The 15148-nt window shown below is 49.6% G+C and carries 10 protein-coding genes; 3 read left to right on the top strand and 7 right to left on the bottom strand.

Features of this window, described 5'->3' with window-relative positions:
* Nucleotides 1-17: 17 nt before the first annotated feature.
* The 3 genes from essB to MJQ52_RS16165 form a co-directional block, all read right to left on the bottom strand.
* A complete protein-coding gene (gene essB, locus MJQ52_RS16175; protein ID WP_146284142.1) occupies nt 18-1304 on the bottom strand; it encodes a type VII secretion protein EssB in 1287 nt (428 codons plus the stop codon).
* Between the two features lie 14 nt (nt 1305-1318).
* Nucleotides 1319-1558 carry an EsaB/YukD family protein gene (locus tag MJQ52_RS16170; protein WP_003152015.1) on the bottom strand — a complete coding sequence of 80 codons (240 nt, stop codon included), beginning with the start codon at nt 1556-1558 and terminating at the stop codon, nt 1319-1321.
* 75 nt (nt 1559-1633) lie between these two features.
* The gene (locus tag MJQ52_RS16165; protein WP_003152013.1) at nt 1634-1927 is read right to left on the bottom strand and encodes a WXG100 family type VII secretion target; all 294 of its coding nucleotides are present in this window, start codon (nt 1925-1927) and stop codon (nt 1634-1636) included.
* A gap of 315 nt (nt 1928-2242) precedes the next feature.
* Here MJQ52_RS16165 and MJQ52_RS16160 point away from each other — a divergent pair, with 315 nt between their 5' ends.
* The 3 genes from MJQ52_RS16160 to MJQ52_RS16150 all read left to right on the top strand — a co-directional run bounded on the left by MJQ52_RS16160 (nt 2243) and on the right by MJQ52_RS16150 (nt 5501).
* Nucleotides 2243-3472, top strand: a complete 1230-nt coding sequence (locus tag MJQ52_RS16160) for a PucR family transcriptional regulator (RefSeq protein WP_070082292.1) — start codon at nt 2243-2245, stop codon at nt 3470-3472.
* Between the two features lie 103 nt (nt 3473-3575).
* Nucleotides 3576-4706: an alanine dehydrogenase gene (gene ald / locus MJQ52_RS16155; RefSeq protein WP_070082293.1), complete on the top strand. Its 1131-nt coding sequence runs from the start codon at nt 3576-3578 to the stop codon at nt 4704-4706.
* 117 nt (nt 4707-4823) lie between these two features.
* Nucleotides 4824-5501: a YukJ family protein gene (locus MJQ52_RS16150; protein ID WP_039254039.1), complete on the top strand. Its 678-nt coding sequence runs from the start codon at nt 4824-4826 to the stop codon at nt 5499-5501.
* 68 nt (nt 5502-5569) lie between these two features.
* On the opposite strand, the gene MJQ52_RS16145 is transcribed toward MJQ52_RS16150, so the two are convergent.
* The 4 genes from MJQ52_RS16145 to MJQ52_RS16130 all read right to left on the bottom strand — a co-directional run bounded on the left by MJQ52_RS16145 (nt 5570) and on the right by MJQ52_RS16130 (nt 15138).
* Nucleotides 5570-6720 (bottom strand): IS3 family transposase gene (locus MJQ52_RS16145; protein ID WP_099721935.1). Its coding sequence is split into 2 segments (ribosomal slippage): nt 5570-6447 and nt 6447-6720, totalling 1152 coding nucleotides; the frame shifts between segments, so codons are not numbered across the junction.
* Nucleotides 6721-6835: 115 nt separating this feature from the next.
* Complete coding sequence (locus tag MJQ52_RS16140) at nt 6836-7051, bottom strand: MbtH family protein (protein ID WP_109567161.1); 216 nt, start codon at nt 7049-7051, stop codon at nt 6836-6838.
* Between the two features lie 18 nt (nt 7052-7069).
* A complete protein-coding gene (locus tag MJQ52_RS16135) occupies nt 7070-14197 on the bottom strand; it encodes an amino acid adenylation domain-containing protein (RefSeq protein WP_434181838.1) in 7128 nt (2375 codons plus the stop codon).
* A gap of 14 nt (nt 14198-14211) precedes the next feature.
* Entirely contained in the window at nt 14212-15138 is a 927-nt protein-coding gene (locus MJQ52_RS16130) for an isochorismatase (protein WP_031378405.1), read from the bottom strand.
* Between the last annotated feature and the right edge of the window lie 10 nt (nt 15139-15148).

Below are 15148 nucleotides of genomic sequence, written 5' to 3'. Positions count from 1 at the left end.
CCATTTGATGTGTGCTGTTATTTTTTTTCATCTTTTTTCTCATCTTTCTTGTCGTTCTCTTTGTTATCTTTCGCTTTGTCTTGTTTGCTTTCATCCTGTCCGGCGGAAGCTTCGGCGGTGTCACTGTTTTCCTCCGCTTCTTTATGCTGTTCCTCCGCCTCTTTTTTCGCCTTCGCAAGCTCGCTTTCCACGGCGTCCAGTTCTTTCTGCTTTTCGTCGTCTTTCATACTGTCATCCGCTAATAATTGCTGTTTATATTTTGTAAGTCCGAGCCAGATGTACGGGTTGTACTCAAGATTGCGGCCGATTTTGATGGCTTCTTCATTTTCCCCTCTGCCGATATCAATCCAATAAAGGAAGTGCTTCGGGTCTGATTGCAGCGTGACCAGATTCCCGATGTTTTTCCGCTGTTCTTCCCTCAGATTTTCAACTGCCACATAAGAGGAAGCAAGCTCGTACTGCACAGATTCCGGGAGGCTTTCCGCATCGTATTTAGCGAGTGTGTCAATGACTTTGCTGTACTGCTGATTTAAAAAATAGCGGTTGCTTTCCGTAATTGCCTCTTGCTTCGGCTGGGCGAAAAACAGAACGTATAAGGAGTAAAGAAGTGCCGGCACAAGGAGGACTGCAAGCGCCAGACCGGCGTATCTTTGGATTTTCCATTTCTTTTTCGGCAGTTTTATGTATGTCTTGTCCCTTTCTTCGAGGGAATCAATTGCAGTTTGAATGGCTTCTTCCAGTTCTTCAATCGTCTCCGCCTCTAACACGCTTTTCACCTCAGGAGAGAAATGAAGCGTCTCCTTGTACTTCAAATATTCATCGAAGGTGTACGCCCCGTCAGCTGCAAGCGCCGCACAGGCTTTGAGCTCTTTTAACACCCTCTCTCTATCTTCCTCATAAGGCGGAAGGCTCTCCTTTACGCCGTAATGAAGAAAGTAAGGCGTCAGCGCTTTATCAAACACGATATTTTCAGGGGCGGCAATCAGATTGAGACGTTTCAGCTTATGCTGTTTCACGGCTTGGACGAGACGGTAAGCAAATTGCCACCTGCTTTTTTTATCTTTTCCTTTTATATAGCGGAAAGCCTGATAAGAAGAAGGAGGTTTGATTGTGATGGTTACTTCGTCTTCTGAAACTGAGACCTCTTTTTGAAAAAAAGGATCGGCATCTTTAATCACATTCGCTTCCAGCCCATCAAGAAGCTTGATTTTTTCCCGCTGGAAGGTGAACGTGAAGCCTGATTCGGTTTCTTCCCGGACGGCGTCTAATTCTGTTTCTAAATAAGATCTGTTATGACCTGTCATTCCACCATGTCCTTTCATAAAATTTCAAGGCGGTCTCCGTTCGTAATGCCGCAGTCAGATAGCTTTTGTTCTCCGGAAAAAACCGTTTCTTTATTGACCACTCTGATCCAATAGCCTTCACGCGGCGGAACGGATACATGCTGAGCCTGCCGGGCAATATCAATGACTTTTTTCACAGAATGGTAATCTGACAATCTGAGATCGAAGACGCTGCCGTTATAATGTGTTAAATCTATTGTAATATCGATATACATATTCATATCACCCTTACATAGAAAGAGCGCCGTCTTCTTGATTGAATCAGGCGCTCCGTTTCTTCATTCATCTTATTATCCGCGAATTTGGTTAGCGATATCTTGGTCGGTAGACTCAAGCGTATTTGCCGTTTGATCGAGCTGATGATTCACATCTTGAAGCAATTCAGACATTTTAATAAATGAAGGTTTCAGCTGCTCATATTGATCCGCGAATGCTTCACTTGAAGCACCTTCCCACATGCCTTTCAAATCAGAAATCATGCGGTTCAGGCGGTCAACCTGATTCATGACTTCCTGACTTTCAACGCCATATTGCTTAGCCATCGCTCTTAGCTCTTCGGGTGTGACACGAATTAATCCAGACATATTCCTTATACCCTCCTGTGTCATCAGCCTAAATATGGGCTAATTCACTTATTTTTTGAACGTCATTATTATAAAAACAACCAATCGGCACAGTCAAACAAATCTGTTTTAATTTTACAAAATGAGTCTTATGATATATTGGATTTTTCGTCATATTTACACATTTTGTAAATACAATAGTATGATTTTCTTATTATTTTCGTTTTCACTGAATGATCTTATTGTCCTAGTCTATTTCCCTGCAAAGATGCCTTTCAGTCTGAAAAGCAAGATGGTAAGATCAAGATATGAAGCTATGAAAAAGTAGGGATACAGATGACCAATCCAAAGGATCCATTTAAGTACAGTTTCGACAGGCTTGAAGATGTTGCCGACCATATCAGTGAAGTTCTTCAATGCCCCATTACAATAGAAGACGTTAATCATAAACTGCTTGCATACAGCACGCACAGCGATTGTACAGATCCGGCCCGGACGTCGACGATTATCGGGCGGAGGGTGCCGGAAAAAGTCATCAACAAACTGTGGAAAGACGGAACCATTCCGGCCCTTTTAAAAACGGACCAGCCGATCAAAGTGAAAGAAATTGACGAGGTGGGCCTAAGCAACCGCGTGGCGATTTCCATCTGGAAAAACAGTCAGGTTCTCGGATTTATTTGGGCGCTTGAGATCAAAAAAAAGCTCAATGACGAAGATCTGAAGACACTTCAGCTGGCCGCCAAAGCGGTGCGGAACAAGCTTTTGCACCTGCAGATCCGCAAAACGAAAATCGAAGAGCGGGGCCAGGAGTTTTTTTGGAAAATGCTGACCGGCCATATCTATCAGGAAGCCGAGATGGCCGAAGGGTTTCATAAGCTCGGAATGGCGCTGCCGTCCGTGTTCAGCGTCATGATCATCCGTTTACATGATGAGCTGACTGAAAAGACGGAACAGCAGCTGCAATATTTGCAGGAAACGACACAGCAGATTCATGTCATGCTGGCGACTGTTGATTCAAATGAATTAATCTTATTAGCCGCGCCGAAAACCGATCAGCCTTTTAAAGATTTAAAGCACTTCGCTCTTCATATTCAAAAACAGCTGAAGGAACGATATAAAATTGAGGATGCGTCGATTGCTTTCGGCGGTATTTACGAATCGATTTCTTACGTTTACCGATCCTATCAGGAAGCGCTTTCCGTATTAAAAGCGAAAGAGCGGTTTGTGAGAGAAACCAAACACCTTTTCAGCTTTTCTGAACTCGGCATTTATCAGTACCTTGATGTGTTGGATGAAAAACGCAAGCACAGCGGCTATATGAACTATTCCCTGTCAAAGCTTGAGCAGTATGACAGGGAGCACCAAGCCGATATGGTAAAAACGCTCGAACATTTTATTGATGCCGACAGCAACGTCAACACCGCCGCTAAAGCGCTTAACATCCATGTCAATACATTGAATTACAGGCTGAAAAGAATCAGCCAGATCGCAGAAATCGACTTAAAAAATGTGAATGAGAAGTTTACGATTTACCTTGATATCAAACTTCGCAGCATGGGTTCGTGAAATTTCACAAATCCGTGTTTTTTTATTTTCTGTTTCAAACAAAGAATTTTCGCAAAAATCGCGCTACACTTGAAGCATCACACAAACATTGGGGGAAACAGACATGATTATCGGGGTTCCAAAAGAAATCAAAAACAATGAAAATCGAGTGGCATTAACACCTGGAGGCGTTTCACAGCTTATCGGAAACGGCCATCGGGTTCTTGTGGAATCCGGAGCGGGACTCGGAAGCGGCTTTACAAATGAAGATTATGTATCAGCAGGGGCGGAAATTCTGGAGGACAGAAAGCAAGTATGGGATGCGGAAATGGTCATGAAGGTAAAAGAACCGCTGGCTGAAGAGTATGCGTATTTCCGTCAAGGTCTGGTCTTGTTCACTTATCTTCATTTAGCCGCAGAGCCGGAATTAGCTAAAGCGCTTACAGAAAAAGGCGTGACAGCTATCGCGTACGAAACGGTAACGGACGGACGTTCCCTTCCGCTGCTTACGCCGATGTCCGAAGTGGCCGGCAGAATGGCCGCGCAGATCGGGGCACAGTTTCTTGAAAAACCAAAGGGCGGAAAAGGAATTTTATTAGCCGGCGTACCGGGTGTATCCCGCGGAAAAGTCACGATCATCGGAGGGGGCGGTGTCGGAACAAATGCCGCGAAAATGGCTGTCGGACTCGGTGCCGATGTGACAATGATCGATTTGAACGCAGACCGCCTGCGTCAGCTTGATGATATTTTCGGGCATCAGATTAAAACATTGATGTCAAACCCTGTAAATATTGCAGATTCCGTCGCGGAAGCGGATCTTCTGATCTGCGCCGTGCTCATCCCGGGAGCCAAAGCGCCGACTCTCGTTACGGAAGAAATGGTTAAACAAATGAAACCGGGTTCCGTCATTGTTGATGTTGCCATCGATCAGGGCGGCATTGTGGAAACCGTCGATCATATTACAACCCACGATAATCCGACTTACGAAAAACACGGCGTCGTTCACTACGCTGTCGCCAATATGCCGGGCGCCGTACCGCGTACGTCTACGCTCGCATTAACGAATGTAACCGTTCCTTACGCGCTGCAAATCGCCAATAAAGGCGCGGCACAAGCCATTGCAGACAGCCCTGCGCTTAAAGCGGGCTTAAATACGGCTAACGGACATGTCACGTATGAAGCGGTAGCCAGAGACTTAGGCTATGACTACGTGCCTGCTGAAAAAGCAATGCAAGGTTCGGCTGCAAAAGCTTAATAGAGATGAAGAGGACAGCCTGATCAGCGGGCTGTCTTTTTTTCTTTCTCACAAAAGGAAAAACGGCCCCCTGTCTCGAATATCAATTCATATCCCGGAAGAAAAAGGAGGATTCATATGGCTGTTCAGCACTATGGTGTATTAAAAGGCACTGTGTTAGATATGAAAAGGGAAACAGATGATGATTCTCCGCATTTTCAAGTCGAGGTGCTAGGCGAGCCTGATACGCGCTATCGCTGTGCGATCAATGTCATGTCAAGTTCAAAAGAATCAGAGGTTCTGTATGCGGCACGCGATCATTTTGACGCAAGCGCGATCACCCTGCTGCCGAACATTCCGTATGGATATACCCCAATTGATGAAACCAGCCGTGAGCTGGCGCTGGATTATGTCCGCGGCGGATTGTTTGATCCCCGGAACATGGTGCCCCTCCCGCATGAAGTCACCGGTCCGGATAATGACTTAAATGACTTTATTGAGACGTACATGCAAAAAGCCAAATCAGAAAAAGCCACCGTCTATATTTACGGCTCTAAATTTGGGCCGGAGCCGGGCGCTGATAAGATTTTCGGGTTCAAGCCGACAAACGGCATGCATAATATTCATATGAATCAGGGAAACCCAATTGATACACGCTGGAAGAAGGATAACGGAACGTGGCACGACGGCGGTATTTTAATCCAGTTTGCAGACCAGTGGGCCGCGGTCTTTTTGGCTTTTCTGTCTCAGTCATGGTGCACGGATGAAGAAGGCCACCCTTATACATTTTGTGATCATACACAGCTTAACGGCTGATGTCCGCATAAAAAGCCTGCCGAGATAAGGGACTGACCCCTGTTTTTGAGACAGGGATCAAAACACCTTCATACAGCCAATTGCCGATATTGTATCGGCGATTGGCTGTTTAGTTTCGTTTGAATACGAATATTGTTATAATAATGAATGTATTCTATGGCAGTGCGTTCTACGATGGTCGTCGTAGTTCGATCAATGCTGTTAAGATAGAACGTTTCAGACTTTAGTGAGGAATGAAACGATTCGATGGAGGCATTATCAGCGGGCGTCCCTTTGCGGGACATGCTCATGGTAATGCCTTTTGTTTTAACAGCTTTCTGATACTCATAAGATGTATAAACAGAACCTTGGTCACTATGTAACACGCAGTTCTCTGGCAGTGCGGGCAGCTGATCAAGTGTGTGTAAGACAAAGTCTGTGTCCTGTCTATCGCCAATTGTAAAAGCAATCACTTCTCCATTGTATAAATCCAATATACTGGAAAGATACAATTGTTTCTGCCCATAAGGCAAATATGTGATATCCGTTACTAGCTTTTCCAGAGGGCGTTCAGACTGAAAGTTTCGATCCAATATATTCTCGGCCACGGCATATGGCTGCCCATCTTTCTTGCGCTTTTTCACCTTAACCCGGCATTGCCACTGATTCTTCTGCATAATGCGCTGAACCGTTTTATGATTCACACGCATTCCCTTTTTTAATATGGCTGTGATTTTCCGATAGCCATATCGAAACTTGTGTTCTCGGCACAACGTGCCGATTTGTTTTTCTAAATGGTATTTAGGGTTATCTTTCATCAGATTCTTCTTCCAACGATAATAAGATGCTCGTGAGATACCTAAATGAATACAGATATCCTGTATGGTCATTGTGCCGCGCAATGCTTCTACAAGCTCGACTGGCGTTTCGCTATCAGCTTCCTTTCCAATTCGTTGCACTTTTTTAAAACTTCATTCTGTTGTCTCAGATAACGATTTTCTGCCTGCAGTTTCTCTAATTCGGAAGAATACTCCGGGCCTTTTCCGTAAGTGTATTGCTTTCCGACAGGCTGTTCGAATCGATGTGTATCCCCAGTCTTATGCCATCTAACCCATGTCTGAACCTGTGTCTTATTCTTAATATTCAATTCCTGCATGATCTCTTTCATAGGCACGCCTGCCAATCTCATTTCTACAGCCTTCTGTTTCACTTCAACCGGATAACTCACTCTTGTCCCCATAGAAAAAACACCTCCAAGTCTAATTTCGGCTAACAATCATCCGTTTTCAAACTTGAAGGTGTTTTTTGTTTGTCTCATCTTATGGGGTCAGTCCCATAACGGCAGGCTTTTCTTATTACATTTTAGCGGCTTCGGCCCGCTTCAGGCTTTCCGGCCTCATATCACGCCAGTTTGTTTCAATATATTCGAGACAAACGGGGCGGGTTTCATTCGTCAGGCGGGTTTCCCAGCCGTCCGGCACATCCAGATAGGCCGGCCACAGTGAGTACTGGCCTTCAGCATTGACGAGCACATGGTATGAACCGTCTTCCCGTTCAAATGGATTTGTCATATCATCTCTTTCCTTTCTTTACCGGACTGTACGCCGTCCGTTTAATTTCTCTGCCAGAATCGCGCCGATGTCGGCAAGCGGGCCCGGCTGGCACATATCTTTATGGCGGCAGTCTAGGTCATACCGCTCGATTTTCCCCGTAATATACGGTTTCCAAGTATCCGGCTCAATCGGGTCAAACCACTCCGGAATAATCGTGGATCTGAAGAACAGCACATCTCCGTGGAACGGCTTCGGCTTGTATGTTCCTAACAGCCCGACAGAATTAACGTACGTGTCTTTCAGATTCATCATCACTGACTCGTCCAGGCTGGCTAATGCGCTCCCCTCACGGCGGAGAATGGTCAGCGCGGTGTCAAAATCAAGCGGCTGATCCCCGAGGCTGTCCGGGTCGTACCCTCCCAGGGCAAGCAGCGCAATGACGGCTTCCTCGTCATCAGGCGCATTTTTTATCGGCAGAAAATGATTCGGATACGCGTCAAGCATCACCAAAAGCGAAACCTCTTCGCCCCGGCTCTGTAATTGTGTCGCCATGGCCTGAATGACATTCCCTCCGAGAGACCAGCCGAGCAGACGGTACGGCCCTTTCGGCTGCACGGTGCGGATTTTTTCAATATAATCCGCCGCCATGTCATCTAAGCTTTGCGGAAGCGGTTCTTTTTTTCCGATGCCTCTCGCCTGTAAGCCGTATATCGGATAATCAGCCTCTAAAGAAGACATCAGCCCGGCATAACACCAGCTGAGACCGCCGGCCGGATGGACACAGAACAACGGTGTTTCTTCTCCTGCCGTTCTGAGCGGAAGAAGAACATCAAGCGCGCTTGTGCCCGTTCCTGACTCAAGTCTTTCAGCAAGGCTTGCCACCGTAGGAGCTTCAAATAATGTTCCGATACTGAGCTCGGCTCCCATCGCTTCCCGAATACGGCTCATTAAATGAACCGCAAGCAAAGAATGGCCGCCTAAATCAAAAAATCTGTCATCAATACCGACACGCGGCAGATGAAGCACCTCTGCGAACAGCTCACACAGCATTTCTTCCTGCGGCGTTCTCGGTCCCCGGCCGGTGACCTCCGTTTGGAAGTCAGGCGCAGGGAGCGCTTTTCGGTCAAGCTTTCCATTCGGTGTCAGCGGCAGTTCATTCATTTGGACAAAAGCTGACGGAATCATGTAATCCGGCAGGCTTTCTTCGGCAAACCGGCGCACGTCCCCAGTGTCCAAGGTGCTGCCGGCAGATCGGACAAGGTAGGCGGCCAGCCGTTTATCTCCCGGCCGGTCTTCACGGACGACTGCGGCGGCATCCTCGACATCCGGATGTTTGACGAGAACCGCTTCGATTTCTCCCAATTCAATCCGGAAGCCGCGGATTTTAATCTGGTGGTCCGCCCTGCCCATATAATCAAGAGAACCGTCCGTCCGCAGACGGGCTAAATCCCCCGTCCGGTACATTCTCGTTCCCGGCGGGCCGTACGGATCAGCCACAAAGCGTTCGGCGGTCAGGCTTTGCCGCCCTAAGTAGCCTCGTGCCACGCCCCCTCCGGCAACATACATTTCACCCGTTATGCCCGGAGGCACAGGCTCCAGCCGGTCATCAAGCACATATACGTTCAGATCAGGAATGCCGCAGCCGATGAGGCTGTTTGCTCTCAGTTCGGCAATGTTTTTGTCTAATTCAAGGTAACTGACGTGTACCGTCGTTTCCGTAATGCCGTACATATTCACGAGCACCGGCTGATTGTCCGCGTGGCGGCTGTACCAATCCTCAAGCCGGCTCAGCTCAAGCGCCTCGCCGCCGAAGATGATATATCTGAGTGCGAGCTGACGCCCCAGCTCTTTGTGTTCTTTTTCCGCATGCATCAGCTGGTAAAACGCTGACGGCGTTTGGTTAAGTACGGTCACTCGCTCTTTCACGAGGAGATGCAGAAACGCTTCCGGCGATCTGCTGATGTCATGCGGCACGACGACGAGACGTCCGCCGTGAAGCAGCGGCCCCCATATTTCCCAGACAGAGAAATCGAAAGCGTAGGAGTGAAACATCGTCCATACATCATCAGAATTAAAGTGATACCAATGCCGCGTCGACTCAAACAGCCGAATAACATTGCTGTGCGGAATGATGACACCTTTCGGCACACCTGTTGATCCCGACGTGTAAATGACATAGGCCGGGTGAAGCGGTGACAGCGGACGAATCCGGTCGGCATTCTCAGGGTTCGTGACGGCATATTGCCGAAGTGTTTCCTTATTCTGCGGATCATCCAGGATGAAGGCCGGCATGCCGCTTTCGATAGAGAGCTTACTTGCGCCTTCACGGTTGGTGAGCATAAATACAGGCTTGGCATCATGTAACATAAAAGCAATGCGGTCCGCGGGATAATCAGGATCAAGCGGCAAATACGCTGCCCCCGTCTTCAGGACGGCTAACAGCCCGACAATCATATCTAAAGAACGCGGCAGCGCCAGTGCGACAAACTGCTCCGGGCCGACGCCGCGGGCAATCATCATGTGGGCGAGCTGATTGGCTCTTTCATTCAGCTCTTGATAAGTGAGCCCGCTCTCTTCAAATACTGCCGCCGTTTCATCCGCTTTTGCGGCGGCCTGTATTTCAAACAATTCAGGCAGTGTCTGCCGAGGCTGAATATGCTGTTTTGCCCGTTTAACCGGCAAAAGCTTCCGGCGCTCTTCATCAGAAAGAATGGTTAAGCTTCCGATCGGTTTATCCGGATGTGATGCGGCATCTTCGAGCAGAAGAAGCAGGCGTCCGGCAAGTGCTTCAGCCGTTTCTTTTCTGAATAAGTCCGTACTGAATTCCAGCAGACCTTCAATACCGGCAGGCGTACCGTCGTCATGGCGCTGTTCAGCCAATTCCAGCGTCAAATCAAATTTGGACGATCCGACACTGCTGATTTGCAGGCTTGTTTCCATATCAGGAAGACTGAGTACAGGATCAGGCGTATTTTGGAATGCGAGCATCACTTGGAACAGCGGATGTCTTGACCGGGAACGAACCGGATTCAATTCTTCCACGAGACGTTCAAACGGCACGTCCTGATGTTCATATGCTGCGAGATTCATTCCCCTGACCCTTTCAAGGAGCTCACAAAAGCTCGGATCGCCAGAGGTATCGGTTCTCAGTACGAGTGTATTAATGAACATACCCACAAGGTCTCCCAATGCGTCATCACTGCGGCCGGCTATCGGACTGCCGATCGGAATATCGGTCCCTGCACCGAGCCGGGTCAGTAACGCGGAAAGCCCTGATTGAAGCACCATAAACAGGCTTACGCGCTGATTTCTGGCAAGTGAGAGAAGACGGGCATGAAGCTCTTGGCCGATGTTGACCGGAATGACGCCGCCCCTGTAGCTTGATTCAGCGGGACGCGGAAAATCAGACGGCAGCTCCAGCTGATCCGGTACATTTTCAAGCGTTTTCTTCCAGAAATCCAGCTGGCGCGCAATTAAGCTCTCAGAATCAGACGCGCTGCCTAAAAGCTGCTGCTGCCAAAGCGCATAATCCGCATATTGAACCGCCAGCGGCGCCCATTCTGCTTTTTTACCTGTTTGCCGGGCGATATAGGCTATGGATAAGTCACGCATGAGCGGATTCAAGGACCAGCCGTCACCTGCGATGTGATGCAGGAGAATCATCAGCGTATACTTGCCGTCACCAAGATCAAACAGCTCAGCCCGGACGGCCGGCTCTTTAGCGAGATCAAACCGATATCGTGCCGCAGCGGCAAGCATGTCTTGGAGCTCGTTTTTGTCCGCACGTGTCACTGTAAACACAGGGCGGGCTTCTTCAGCAGATAAAATGAGCTGATGAGATGATCCCTTATTTTCCGGAAAAACGGTGCGCAAGCTTTCATGACGGCTGACAACATCGTAAAAGGCGTGTTTCAGCGCTGATTGGTCAAGCTTGCCTGACATGCGGACAATCACCGGAATGTTGTAAGTCGGGCTTGGCCCTTCAAGACAGTAGAGAAACCAAAGACGCAGCTGCGCAAATGACAGCGGGATGTGCTCCGGCCGGTCAAACGGCTTGAGCTTAGGCCGCGCACTCTTTGCGGTGTCAAGCTGTGCGGCGAGCCCGGCAACGGTCGGCGTATCAAACAGACGGCCGATGCCAAGCTCTGCGCCCATCGTCTCCCGGACCCGGCTCATCAGGCGTCCGGCTAAGAGCGAATGTCCGCCCAATTCAAAGAACCCGTCATCAATTCCGACCCGCGCGAGACCGAGAACCTCGGCAAACAGATCGCATAATATTTCCTCCTGCGGCGTCCGCGGCCCTCTGTCAGACAGGACAGCGGAAAAATCAGGTGCAGGCAGAGCGCTGCGATCGAGCTTCTTATTCGGCGTCAGCGGCAATTCTTTCAGCTGTACAAACGCGCCCGGCACCATATAATCCGGCAGGCTTTCGGCCATATATGCACGAAGTCCGCCGACATCAAGGGGCTGATCCGCAACAGCGTAAGCCGCCAGCCGCTTATCTCCCGGCTGGTCTTCACGGACAATGACGGCGGCCTGCGAAATACCCGGATATTTCGACAGCACTGACTCAATTTCTCCTAATTCTATCCGGAACCCGCGGATTTTAATTTGGTGATCGGCTCTGCTGATATAATCAAGCGAGCCGTCCTCACGCCAGCGCACGAGATCTCCCGTCCGATACATCCTCGCGCCCTCGGGGCCGTACGGATCGGCAATGAATCTTTCAGCTGTTAAATCAGGACGGTTATAATAACCTCTGGCAAGCCCCTCGCCCGCGATATAAAGCTCGCCCGCGATTCCCGGCGGGACGGGCTGCAATGCGGCGTCCAGCACATATACCCGCGTGTTCCAAATCGGCGTTCCGATCGGAGGCGCCCCCGTATGGTCTTTTGCAAGCGGCTGTGCGGCCGACCAGATTGTTGTTTCAGTCGGCCCGTACAGATTCGTCACCGTACAGCCTGATTCAAGCAGAGCATGCATAAGCGCGTTCGGAAGCGCCTCACCTCCGACAAGCACCCGCAGCGCCCGGAGAGAATCCGGTTCATTGGTGACTAATGAATGCCACAATGTCGGCGTTGCCTGCATGATTGAAATACCGTATGAGTGAATCATGTGCGCAAGCGCCCGCGGTTCCTGAATCGTCTCTTTACGTGCGATGACGCACCCCGCCCCGCTGATGAGCGGAAGGAAGAGCTCTAGTCCGGAAATATCAAACGCCGCAGTCGTAACGGCAAGCAGGCGGTCTTGTTCGCCGAGCGGGAACATTTCCCGCATGGATAAGAGGAAATTGCTTACGCTTTTTAATGTGACGACTACGCCTTTCGGTTTGCCCGTTGAGCCCGATGTATAAATGATATAAGCGGGGTGCAAAGGCGAACATTCCGCCTGAGCGGGACAGTCAGCATTTTGAGCGGCAACGGTTTTTACCGTATCCGGGTCATCGAGAATGATCCTTTTTGCATCACTGTCTTCCGGCATGCGGCCGGATAAGTCCATCGTTGTAATCAGGCATGCAGGCTGTGCATCTTTGAGCATGTATGTGATCCGCTCAGAAGGAAAATCAGGATCAAGCGGCAGGTATGCGGCTCCCGTTTTCAAAACGGCCAGCATGCTCACGGCCAACTCCTGTGACCGCGGAAGCAGCAAAGCGGCAAATTGTTCCGGTCCAAGCCCCTTTTCCTTTAGCATGCCGGCAAGCTGGTTCGCGCGCTTGTTCAATTCGGCATAGCTGAGCTCTTCGTTTTCGGTGATGATTGCCGGCCGGTCCGGTGTTTTTACGGCCTGTTCGTAAAACAGCTCCGGCAGACTTTTCTGCTTCCCGGCCTTGCGCGTGTCATTCCAGCTTTCCAGTACGCAGAGACGTTCACTTTCAGGCAGAAGGTTGAGTGTGCCGATTTTTTGTGTCTGGTCTTTCACAGCGGATTCCAGCAGAAGCAGGAATCGTTTTTGATGGTTTTCAATATCTTCGGCGCTGTACACTTCCGGATTCGCATCAAAGTCCACACGCATTCCGCTTCCGTCCGCTCTGTCGTAAACGTTAATTGACAAATCATCAACGGGCCCGGCTGATAAGTTATGGACGGTGCCTGGCGCTCCGGCGAAATCAAGCGCGTAGTCAAACGGCATCACATTGACTTGCGGGCCGAACAGCCTGCGATTTTCTCCGAGCAATTTAAGGTCGCGGCGCATGTCTTCATGGCGGTATTTCTGATGGCGCCGAATGTTTCGGATTTCTTTTGCCACTTGGCTGACGGCCTCATGAAAATTCATATCCGGTCGGAGAGAAAGCCGCAAAGGCAGAAGATTCATGACCATACTCGGAATATTCAGTGAAATCGAGCCGATCCGCCCCATCATCGGTAAACCGAGCACGATATCCCCCGCGTTTGTCATCCGGTGGACATATACCGCCGCTGCGGCTGTAACGGCTTCATGCCAGTTCGGAATCGCTTTTACATGCTGTAAAGCCGTTTCAGAAAGATAAGCCGTGCTTCTCCGAAAGCTTGTTGACGTTCTCGGCGCTCTTTCTGCCAAACTGACGACATCAGGTTCATCCGCAAATTTCTCCATCCAAAACTCCCGATCTTTCAGGAATTGATCAGACGCGCGGTATTCTTGTTCTTCTTTTACCAGCTCCTCCAAAGAGCCGAAGGAGCGCCCGTTATCCGGACGTCCTTCCCGTATTGCGGTGTACATTTGCGCCGTACGCCGTGCCAGCAGTGAAAAACCGTAGCCGTCTATCGCAATGTGGTGAATGCGCTGATACCAGAAAAAGCGTTCCGGTCCCGCCTGAAATAAAATGTCGCGGAACAAAGGCCCGGCCGCCATATCAACGGGCTCAGCCAAATCTGTCTGCATGAGTCTGAGTGCGGCCTGCTTCGGATCAGCTTCTGAACTCACATCTATGACATCGATCGCAGCCTCAAATGGAGGATTGATGATCTGCTTCGGCCCGTCTGCTCCCTCTTCGAAGCGGGCGTGTAATGACGCAGCTTCCGTCAGCACGCGTTCGAGAGCGGTTTTAAATATGTTCACATCGATCGCGCCGTTTATCTCAACGTACTCGCCTGTATTGTAAATCGGATTATCAGGATCAAGCTGCTGCGCAAACCAGATACCGGCCTGTGCGCCTGTCAGAGGCAGCTGTTGTGTATCATGCATTCTATTCTCTCCCTTTATAAATAATCTGCGTTCGGCAAGACTTTTTGAGATCGGGAAGAAAGAAGTCTCCACCACTCTTCAAGCGTCGGGTTCTCCGCCAGTTCAACAAACGTCACTTCAGCTCCGTCACGGCGCCATTGTTCGACAAGGCTCATGATTCTGACGGAATCAAGGCCTCTGTCCAGCAGGTCTTCATGATCCGGAATATCAGACGGTGATTCTTGAAGAATCGCCGCAATTTGTTCCCGCACCCGGTCTTTTGTCAATACGGCGGAAGTCTTCCCTTCTCCTTCAGAAACCGGCGCGCCGCCCAGCAGCTCCAGCACTTCGTTTGTCAAAGCCGTGTAAGCGCAGCGCTGAGACGCATATTCGATGGCCATCTTATGTTTTTCTGAAGAAAAATCAGCAACGGCGTCTCCGATAAAGAAGCTTTGGATATCATCCATAAATGCTTCACAGGCTGTGACGAGACAGCCGATGTGTGCATAAATTCCCGTAATCATGAGCTGGTCTCTGCCGCTTTCACGCATGATGTCAAGGAGATTCGTCCGTTTAAACGCGCTGTATCTCCACTTTGTGAGGACAATGTCCTGATCATCCGGGGCAAGCTCCGGAATGACCTTTTCTTCATAAGGCCCGCTTTTCAGCCCCGGCCCCCAAAAATCCGTCAGCAGCGCGCGGTCCGCCGGGTCTTGGCTGCCCGGCTGCGCGGTATACACCACCGGAATGCCGAGTGCTTTGCATTGTTCTTTTATTTTTTTGATATTCTGAGCCGCCTCCGTGATCGGAGCCTCACCTTTCGCAAAAGCATCGACGAAATAATTCTGCATGTCATGAATCAGAAGCACCGCTCGTTTCGGATTCAGCGTCCACGATACTTTATTTTCAGGCATATCTGACGCTGTCGGCAGCGCATATGCGGGAATAGACGGTATAGCCAATGTAAACACT

Origin of the sequence: Bacillus sp. jun7, assembly GCF_051034795.1 — a bacterium.
Lineage (GTDB): Bacteria > Bacillota > Bacilli > Bacillales > Bacillaceae > Bacillus > Bacillus velezensis.
Note: the sequence above shows the minus strand (reverse complement) of the source record. Positions and strands in the feature narration are given on the sequence as shown.

What these genes read in the sequence shown, in the direction of transcription:
- MJQ52_RS16150 (WP_039254039.1), top strand. Translation starts at nt 4,824, where the DNA reads ATGGCTGTTCAGCACTATGGTGTATTAAAAGGCACTGTGTTAGATATG.
- MJQ52_RS16135 (WP_434181838.1), bottom strand. Translation starts at nt 14,197, where the DNA reads ATGCATGATACACAACAGCTGCCTCTGACAGGCGCACAGGCCGGTATC.
- MJQ52_RS16170 (WP_003152015.1), bottom strand. Translation starts at nt 1,558, where the DNA reads ATGTATATCGATATTACAATAGATTTAACACATTATAACGGCAGCGTC.
- MJQ52_RS16140 (WP_109567161.1), bottom strand. Translation starts at nt 7,051, where the DNA reads ATGACAAATCCATTTGAACGGGAAGACGGTTCATACCATGTGCTCGTC.
- essB (WP_146284142.1), bottom strand. Translation starts at nt 1,304, where the DNA reads ATGACAGGTCATAACAGATCTTATTTAGAAACAGAATTAGACGCCGTC.
- MJQ52_RS16160 (WP_070082292.1), top strand. Translation starts at nt 2,243, where the DNA reads ATGACCAATCCAAAGGATCCATTTAAGTACAGTTTCGACAGGCTTGAA.
- ald (WP_070082293.1), top strand. Translation starts at nt 3,576, where the DNA reads ATGATTATCGGGGTTCCAAAAGAAATCAAAAACAATGAAAATCGAGTG.
- MJQ52_RS16165 (WP_003152013.1), bottom strand. Translation starts at nt 1,927, where the DNA reads ATGTCTGGATTAATTCGTGTCACACCCGAAGAGCTAAGAGCGATGGCT.